General features: G+C 51.2%; 6 protein-coding genes. 5 read left to right on the top strand and 1 reads right to left on the bottom strand.

The window, feature by feature from the left end:
- Nucleotides 1-117 precede the first annotated feature (117 nt).
- A complete protein-coding gene (gene ycaO, locus NNO04_RS11120; protein ID WP_271444706.1) occupies nt 118-1,878 on the bottom strand; it encodes a 30S ribosomal protein S12 methylthiotransferase accessory factor YcaO in 1,761 nt (586 codons plus the stop codon).
- A gap of 136 nt (nt 1,879-2,014) precedes the next feature.
- On the opposite strand from ycaO, the gene NNO04_RS11115 reads away from it, so the two are divergent.
- The 5 genes from NNO04_RS11115 (at nt 2,015) to cmk (ending at nt 7,128) form a co-directional block, all read left to right on the top strand.
- Nucleotides 2,015-2,707 carry a DUF421 domain-containing protein gene (locus NNO04_RS11115; RefSeq protein ID WP_271444705.1) on the top strand — a complete coding sequence of 231 codons (693 nt, stop codon included), beginning with the start codon at nt 2,015-2,017 and terminating at the stop codon, nt 2,705-2,707.
- 214 nt (nt 2,708-2,921) lie between these two features.
- On the top strand, nt 2,922-4,010 hold the full coding sequence (gene serC / locus NNO04_RS11110; protein WP_271444704.1) for a 3-phosphoserine/phosphohydroxythreonine transaminase: 1,089 nt from the start codon (nt 2,922-2,924) through the stop codon (nt 4,008-4,010).
- Nucleotides 4,011-4,080: 70 nt separating this feature from the next.
- On the top strand, nt 4,081-5,364 hold the full coding sequence (gene aroA, locus NNO04_RS11105) for a 3-phosphoshikimate 1-carboxyvinyltransferase (RefSeq protein WP_271444703.1): 1,284 nt from the start codon (nt 4,081-4,083) through the stop codon (nt 5,362-5,364).
- A 143-nt stretch (nt 5,365-5,507) separates the two neighbouring features.
- A complete protein-coding gene (locus NNO04_RS11100) occupies nt 5,508-6,275 on the top strand; it encodes a M48 family metallopeptidase (protein ID WP_271444702.1) in 768 nt (255 codons plus the stop codon).
- 169 nt (nt 6,276-6,444) lie between these two features.
- The gene (gene cmk, locus NNO04_RS11095) at nt 6,445-7,128 is read left to right on the top strand and encodes a (d)CMP kinase (RefSeq protein ID WP_271444701.1); all 684 of its coding nucleotides are present in this window, start codon (nt 6,445-6,447) and stop codon (nt 7,126-7,128) included.
- Nucleotides 7,129-7,189 lie beyond the last annotated feature (61 nt).

Raw genomic sequence — 7,189 nt, 5'->3', positions numbered from 1 at the left:
ACCTTGTTATTACATTTATTTTTGATAATTCAAAAATAAGTAAAACGGGGCACTAAAAGCGCCCCGTAATATAGCTCAACCGAGTGTTCAAGCCTACTTAGCGTAAACTATTCGGTTTTATTTTGACCACCAGAGGGCTTTTGCGCGTTGCAGCTTTTCGTAGGCCTTCAACAGAGACTGGTGCGATGGGAAAGCCAGTAAGTCGCCGTCAACCGCCTGTAACCCATAAAACGCCGATTCGCCGCTCAATGCCGCGCTTGCCGCTTCAACGGCTTCTGCGCCGTACATGCGAACAAAGGCGTTCAGATATTGCAGAGGTTCACGGTCGTCTTCCTGCGCCAGCAGCAGTAATGTTTGCAGGCAACGGTAGTAGTTCGCGCGTTCAGCGCTGAAGACGGAGGCGTTAAACTCCATCGTCCATTCGGTCCAGATCAGCGCCTGCTCAAGGTCGCCACCTGCCAACGCCAGCATCGCTTTTAGCTCGCCAATGCGCAGCGTATACCAACCGTTATCCGGCCCGGTTGCCAGTCCCAGCAGTTCGCGTACGCGGGTAAAGTCGTCAAAACCTTCTTCATCGAGCTGTTCGATCAGATTCAGGTAGGCTTCTTTTTCCCACTCGCTGCCCGGCAGAGCAAGGATCGTTTCACGCAGATGGCTACCCATGCTGTTGTTGGCTAACCACAGATCTTCTGCGGGATAGATGTCAGACATGCCCGGTACAATGATGCGGCAGGCATAAACGCCCAGGTGCTCATAATCGGCGATGTACACTTCTTTATCTTCGGCAGCAAAGATAGCCATGAGCGTGGCAAATTCCTCTTCCGTCGTTCCGGAGAAATCCCAGTCTGCAAACGGATAATCGGCATTTTGCTTAAACAGATCCCAGGAGATTAAACCGCTGGAGTCAATGAAGTGAGTCTCGAGGTTGGTGTGTTCTGCCACTTCTTCGTCATCAAAGGTTGGCGGGGTAAAGACATCAAGATCCTTCAGACCACGACCCTGCAGCAATTCGGTGACCGTGCGCTCCAGCGCCACGCCGAAGTCCGGGTGCGCGCCGAAGGAAGCAAAGCAGGTACCGTTGGCCGGGTTGAACAATACAACGCAGATAACCGGGTACTGACCGCCTAATGAACCGTCATAAGCGAAAATGGGGAAACCTTCGGCTTCCAGCTTCGCGATGGACTCCACCACTGCCGGATAACGCGCCAGCACATCGGCAGGAATTTCCGGCAGGCTAATACTTTCGGCAATGATGCGATTCTTCACATAACGCTCAAAAACTTCAGACAGGCCCTGAACGCGCGCTTCATTACGTGTGTTACCGGCAGACATCCCGTTAGAGACATACAGATTGCCGATAATATTCATCGGAATATACACGGTCTTGTTATCAGACTGACGGGTAAACGGCAGACCGCAGACGCCACGGTCTTCGTTACCGGACTGCAGGTCAATCAGCATGCTTCCGGTCAGTTCATTGTCCGGATCGTAGAACGCGCGCAGACGCGCATCCAGCAGACCTTCAGGAACGTCGTCATCTTCAGTTAACGGAAACCATTTTTCGTTCGGGTAATGTACGAACGGACCATTGGCGATGGTGTCACCGAGCCAGAAATCAGCAAAGAAATAGTTGGTAGACAGACGCTCAAAATATTCGCCCAGCGCGGAGGCCAGCGCCGCTTTTTTGGTCGCGCCTTTACCGTTGGTGAAGCACAGCGCGCACTCTTTGTCGCGAATGTGTACAGACCAGACGTTGGGCACCGGATTCAACCAGGAAGCCTCTTCAATATGGAAACCAAGGTCGAGCAGTTTTTGCTGGAAGCGAGCGATGGAATCTTCCAGAGCAGCGTCTTTGCCAGGGATAAATGTTTGCGTCATGAAAATCACTTTTGTCGTACGGAAAGCGCGCAATGATACGGGTTTTAAAGGCATGGCGCTATCATCACCGGTCCTTCGGCGTAAATAAAAGTATTGACTATGCTTTTACAAAACTCATCCGCGCAAGGGCATAAAAATGAAGGCGTTCGATTGGCAACGTATGGCGCTGGATAACGTGCCGCTGGCGTTTCTGGGTGAAGTTGCGCTGCGAAGCTTCTATACCTTTGTTCTGGTGTTTCTTTTTCTAAAGATGACCGGACGCCGTGGTGTACGGCAGATGTCGCTGTTTGAAGTGTTGATCATTTTGACGCTGGGGTCGGCCGCCGGGGATGTCGCGTTTTATGATGATGTTCCGCTGCTCCCGGTGTTGGTCGTTTTTCTCTCGCTGGCCTTGCTTTATCGGCTGGTCATGTGGCTGATGGCGCACAGCGAGAAACTGGAAGATATGCTGGAAGGCAAGCCCGTCGTGATCATTGAAGACGGTGAACTGGCCTGGTCGAAGCTCGGTCGCGCGAATATGACTGAGTTTGAGTTCTTTATGGAGCTGCGTCTAAATGGCGTTGAACAACTGGGGCAGGTGAAACTCGCTATCCTGGAAACCAATGGACAAATTAGCGTCTATTTTTTTGCCGACGAAGAGGTGAAGTCTGGGCTCAGCATTCTGCCTAAACAGTGCACGCAGCGATTTAAAGTTGTTCCTGAGGCGGGTGACTACGCCTGTGTGCGTTGCAGCGAAGTGGTAGCGATGAAAGCTGGCGGGAATCAATTATGTCCACGCTGTGCAAATCCAGAATGGTCGAAGGCCAGTCAGGCAAAACGGATCGTCTGACAGCAAAAATATCGGTTTTAACCCGACAAACCGGCAGATTCTGTTGTGTGATGCAACGCGCATTTTTGCGCCAGTCAGTTTTACCCATTGCGGCGCGTGTCACTGAATGATAAAACCGATATCCACAGCAATAACATATATCCAATGTCTGTCGTTCTGCTGTTCGCAACTGACGGGATGTTGAGTTGAAAACAATACAACGTGGTGAGGGGAAATGGCTCAGGTCTTCAATTTTAGTTCAGGTCCGGCAATGCTACCGGCAGACGTGCTTAAACTGGCGCAACAGGATCTCTGTGACTGGCAGGGTCTTGGCACATCGGTAATGGAAATTAGCCACCGTGGCAAAGAGTTTATCCAGGTCGCAGAGGAAGCAGAGAAAGATTTTCGCGATCTCCTCAGCATCCCCTCTAACTACAAAGTTTTGTTCTGTCATGGTGGTGGGCGTGGGCAGTTTGCTGCTGTCCCGCTCAATATTCTGGGCGATAAAACGACGGCGGATTATGTTGATGCCGGATACTGGGCCGCCAGCGCCGTTAAAGAAGCCAAAAAATACTGCGCCCCCAATGTGATTGACGCGAAAGTTACCGTTGACGGTCTGCGTGCGGTTAAGCCAATGAGCGAATGGCAACTGTCCGACAATGCTGCCTATTTGCACTATTGTCCGAACGAAACCATCGACGGCATCGCGATCAATGAAACGCCGAATTTTGCGTCTGATGTAGTCGTAACCGCCGATTTCTCTTCTACTATTCTCTCTACGCCGCTGGATATTTCCCGTTATGGGGTGATTTACGCAGGCGCGCAGAAAAATATCGGTCCTGCGGGTTTGACGATTGTGATCGTTCGTGAAGATTTACTGGGTAAAGCGCATACATCCTGCCCGTCTATCCTTGATTACAGCGTGCTGAACGAGAACGACTCGATGTTCAACACACCGCCAACATTCGCCTGGTATCTCTCTGGTCTGGTCTTCAAATGGCTGAAAGAGCAGGGTGGGGTGGCCGCGATGGATAAAATCAATCAACAAAAAGCCGAACTGCTGTATGGCGTGATTGATAACAGTGATTTCTATCGTAACGATGTGGCGAAATCTAACCGCTCCCGCATGAACGTACCGTTCCAGTTGGCTGATAGCGCGCTGGATAAACTTTTCCTGGAAGAGTCATTTGCAGCAGGTTTGCATGCGCTGAAAGGTCACCGTGTGGTGGGGGGAATGCGCGCCTCTATCTATAACGCCATGCCGCTTGAAGGCGTTAAAGCGCTGACCGATTTCATGATCGATTTCGAGCGTCGCCGCGGTTAATTTGCTGTCCTTTTTCATCCCCACAGCTTGTCTGTGGGGTTTTTATTTCTGTTTTTGAGAGTTGAGTTTCATGGAATCCCTAACGTTAAAACCTATCGCGCGGGTCGATGGCACCATTAATCTGCCTGGCTCCAAAAGTGTGTCAAACCGCGCTTTGTTACTGGCGGCGTTAGCACGCGGCACCACTGTTCTGACTAACCTGCTGGACAGCGATGACGTTCGCCATATGCTCAATGCGCTGAGCGCGCTGGGGATTGATTACACCCTGTCTGCCGATCGTACCCGTTGTGAGATCAACGGCAACAGTGGCGCATTACAGGCTGAAGGCTCGCTGGAACTGTTCCTCGGCAATGCGGGAACGGCCATGCGCCCGCTGGCGGCAGCGTTGTGCCTGGGAACGAACGATATCGTTCTGACGGGTGAACCGCGCATGAAGGAACGCCCGATTGGACACCTTGTAGATGCCTTGCGTCAGGGCGGGGCGAATATTGAGTATCTGGAGCAGGAAAATTATCCTCCGTTACGTCTTCGCGGTGGATTTACCGGTGGACAGGTTGAGGTTGACGGCAGTGTTTCCAGCCAGTTTCTCACCGCATTGTTGATGACTGCTCCGCTGGCGCCGCAAGATTCGACGATTGTGATCAAAGGTGAACTGGTGTCAAAACCGTATATCGATATCACGCTGAATCTGATGAAAACGTTTGGCGTTGAGATTGAGAACCAGAATTACCAGCGTTTTGTCGTCAAGGGGGGGCAGCAGTATCAGTCTCCGGGCGCGTATCTTGTAGAAGGCGATGCTTCTTCAGCCTCGTACTTCCTGGCGGCAGGCGCTATTAAAGGCGGTACGGTGAAGGTGACCGGTATTGGCCGTAACAGCATGCAGGGCGATATTCGCTTTGCCGATGTGCTGGAAAAAATGGGCGCAACGGTGACCTGGGGCGACGATTATATTGCCTGCACGCGCGGTGAATTAAATGCCATTGATATGGACATGAACCATATCCCGGATGCGGCAATGACCATTGCAACCGCGGCGTTGTTTGCGAAAGGCACGACGACGTTGCGTAATATCTATAACTGGCGTGTGAAAGAGACCGATCGCTTATTTGCCATGGCGACCGAGTTGCGTAAAGTGGGCGCTGAAGTGGAAGAAGGACACGATTTCATTCGCATCACGCCGCCTGCTCAATTACAGTTCGCCGAGATTGGAACGTACAACGATCACCGCATGGCGATGTGCTTCTCGCTGGTGGCGTTATCCGACACGCCGGTCACTATTCTGGATCCAAAATGTACCGCCAAAACCTTCCCGGATTATTTCGAACAACTGGCGCGAATAAGTACATCTGCGTAGTCTGAATGATTAGCAATGAACGCCGACCTTGAGTCGGCGTTTTTTTTTGGACTTTCTGGCCGTTCGCAACAATGTTAATCTCCGCCTGTTTTTATAACTCATTAATATTTATATGAATTATGTTTAATCAACGGATGATTCACATGAAAAATGTAAAATTACTGCTGACACTGGCCGTTTCTGCCGCGCTGCTGAGCGGCTGTCAGAATACACACGGTATCGACACCAATATGGCGGTCAGTTCTGGGTTGTCTGCTTACAAAGCAGCGACGCTGACGGATGCTGATGCTAAAGCGATGGCGAACCAAGGGTGTCAGGAACTGGATAGCCAAAATCAAATGGCAGGTTCTTCCAGCAAATACAGCAAACGCTTAGCCAAAATCGCCAAAGCGCTGGGTAATAACATCAACGGCACACCGGTTAACTATAAGGTTTACATGACCAGCGATGTTAACGCCTGGGCGATGGCAAACGGCTGCGTACGCGTGTATAGCGGCCTGATGGACATCATGAACGACAATGAAATCGAAGGTGTTCTGGGACACGAACTGGGTCACGTCGCGCTGGGGCACTCGCTGGCAGAAATGAAAGCGTCTTACGCTATCGTTGCAGCGCGTGATGCTATCTCTGCCACCAGCGGCGTAGCGGCTCAGCTCTCTCGCTCGCAGCTTGGTGATATCGCAGAAGGGGCTATCAATGCCAAATACTCGCGTGATAAAGAGTCGGAAGCCGATGATTTCTCATACGATCTGATGAATAAACGCGGTATCAGCACGCAAGGGTTAGTCGGCAGCTTTGATAAGCTGGCAACTATGGATGCGGGTCATGCTAAATCGATGTTCGATTCCCACCCGCCATCAACCGAACGTGCGCAACATATCCGCGAACGTATCGCGGCGGATAAAAAGTAAAAGTTTGTCATCTTCCGGGCTGATACCCTCTCAGCCCGCTATAATTGCGTAATTATTCTGCATTCCATCTCCTGTTGACCGTAATTTGCAAGCAATGCTCACTTTCCGTCGTACAGACGCGTATAATGCGCGGCGTTCACGTTAACGGTATGCCTTTAAGGAGATAAAGATGACAGCAATTGCCCCGGTAATTACCATTGATGGCCCAAGTGGTGCAGGTAAAGGCACCTTGTGCAAAGCAATGGCGGAAGCATTGCAGTGGCATCTGTTGGACTCTGGTGCGATTTATCGTGTATTGGCGTTGGCAGCATTACATCATCATGTCGATGTAACTTCTGAAGACGCGCTGGTGCCGCTGGCATCCCATCTGGATGTCCGTTTTGTCTCAACGAACGGCACTCTGGAAGTGATACTGGAAGGGGAAGATGTGAGTGGCGAAATACGGACTCAGGACGTCGCTAATGCGGCCTCTCAAGTGGCGGCTTTTCCGCGTGTTCGCGAAGCGTTGCTACGCCGTCAACGCGCGTTCCGTGAGTTGCCTGGCTTGATCGCTGACGGACGTGATATGGGCACGGTGGTATTCCCTGATGCGCCTGTAAAAATTTTCCTTGACGCCTCTTCTGAAGAACGTGCTCATCGCCGTATGCTACAGTTGCAGGAGAAGGGCTTTAGTGTTAACTTTGACCGCCTTTTGGCCGAGATCAAAGAACGCGACGATCGCGATCGTAATCGTACTGTAGCGCCGCTGGTTCCTGCTGCTGATGCTTTAGTTTTGGATTCTACCCGATTAAGCATTGAGCAAGTGATTGAAAAAGCGTTACAATACGCGCGCCAAAAACTGGCACTCGCTTAAACGCGACCGAATTTGCAGTACCCCCGTTGCAATGGAATGACAGCGGGTATGTTAAACAACC

The sequence above is a fragment of the Citrobacter sp. Awk 4 genome (genome assembly GCF_028069725.1).
Lineage (GTDB): Bacteria > Pseudomonadota > Gammaproteobacteria > Enterobacterales > Enterobacteriaceae > Citrobacter_D.
The sequence above is the reverse complement of the archived record's forward strand: the minus strand, read 5'-3'. Positions and strand labels throughout refer to the sequence as shown.